At 59.1% G+C, this 1,246-nt stretch carries 2 protein-coding genes; both read left to right on the top strand.

The annotated features are described in order from the left end of the window. Positions 1-99 precede the first annotated feature (99 nt). Complete coding sequence (locus tag ACSFA3_RS24165) at positions 100-636, top strand: thiamine pyrophosphate-dependent enzyme (RefSeq protein WP_435507922.1); 537 nt, start codon at positions 100-102, stop codon at positions 634-636. Continuing rightward, positions 633-1,246 (top strand): transketolase family protein (locus ACSFA3_RS24160; protein ID WP_435507921.1); only part of this gene is annotated, 614 nt, incomplete at its 3' end. The genes ACSFA3_RS24165 and ACSFA3_RS24160, both read left to right, overlap by 4 nt.

Raw genomic sequence — 1,246 nt, 5'->3', positions numbered from 1 at the left:
GGACACTACGTCATCGTCCACTACCCTATCCTGGCTGATGCCGGATACATCAGCTAAGATGAACTCGACACGTACGGATGCGACGACAGCCGTCTCCCGATGTCGGGCATGTCGGGCTATACCCCCGGCGCAGAAATGTCCGGGGGCTCCATTGGCCTCGGCTTACCAATGGCGGTAGGCATGGGTCTTGGACTGAAACGCAAGAATAACAAGGCGTTCGTCTACACGTTCATGGGCGACGGAGAGATGGCCGAGGGTCCGACCTGGGAAGCAGCGGCCGCCGCGTCGCACTTCGCGCTGGACAACATCATCGGCATCGTTGACTTCAATGGCGTCCAAGCCGATGGCCCGAGTACCCAGATATTCAAGACGGAACCACTGACCGACAAGTTCCGCGCTTTCGGCTTCCACGTACAACGCGTGGACGGGAACGACCTGGAGGCCCTCGTCGATGCGTTTGAAATGGCGCGTAATCTGAAAGACGTCGTGCCTCGAATCATCATCTGCGACACGAAGATGGGCAAGGGTGTGGACTTCTTGGAGAAGCGCGAGAAAAACCATTTCATCCGCCTGGAAAAACCTGAGTGGTCGTCAGCGTACGAGCGCCTTGGCGCATTGAGGAAAGAAGTAGCATGAACAACAGCACCGTGATGGAACAAACAACAGTCCAAGCGCCGAAGCCCATGGCGCAAATCGCTTCGAACGTCGAAGAAGGGCATCGCGTCCGCGCCACGCCCTTCGGCAAGGCACTGGTCGCCCTGGCCGAATCGGATCCGCGCATCGTGGGCATGAGCGCAGACCTGGCCAAATACACCGACATGCACATCTTCGCGCAGGCCTTCCCGGACCGCTTCTACCAAGTCGGGATGGCCGAGCAGCTGATGGCAACGGCGGCGGGAGGATTGGCAAAGGAAGGCTTCGTCCCTTTTGCTTCGACCTATGCGACTTTCGCATCGCGCCGCTGCTATGACTTCATGTCGCAAGCTGTCGCGGAGCAAAACGCCAACGTCAAGCTGATCGGCGGCCTGCCTGGCTTGACCACAGGCTACGGCCCAAGCCACCAGGCGACAGACGACCTCGCCATTTTTCGCGCGATGCCGAACCTGGTCGTGATAGATCCGTGCGACGCGCTGGACATCGAACAAATCGTGCCTGCCATCGCAGCCTATCCCGGCCCCGTCTACATGCGAGTGCTGCGCGGCAATGTGCCATTGGTCCTTGACGAGTACGACTACAAGTTCGAGCT

Source organism: Variovorax glucosi (assembly GCF_051216695.1).
In the GTDB taxonomy this organism is placed as follows: domain Bacteria; phylum Pseudomonadota; class Gammaproteobacteria; order Burkholderiales; family Burkholderiaceae_C; genus Variovorax.
Note: the sequence above shows the minus strand (reverse complement) of the source record. Positions and strands in the feature narration are given on the sequence as shown.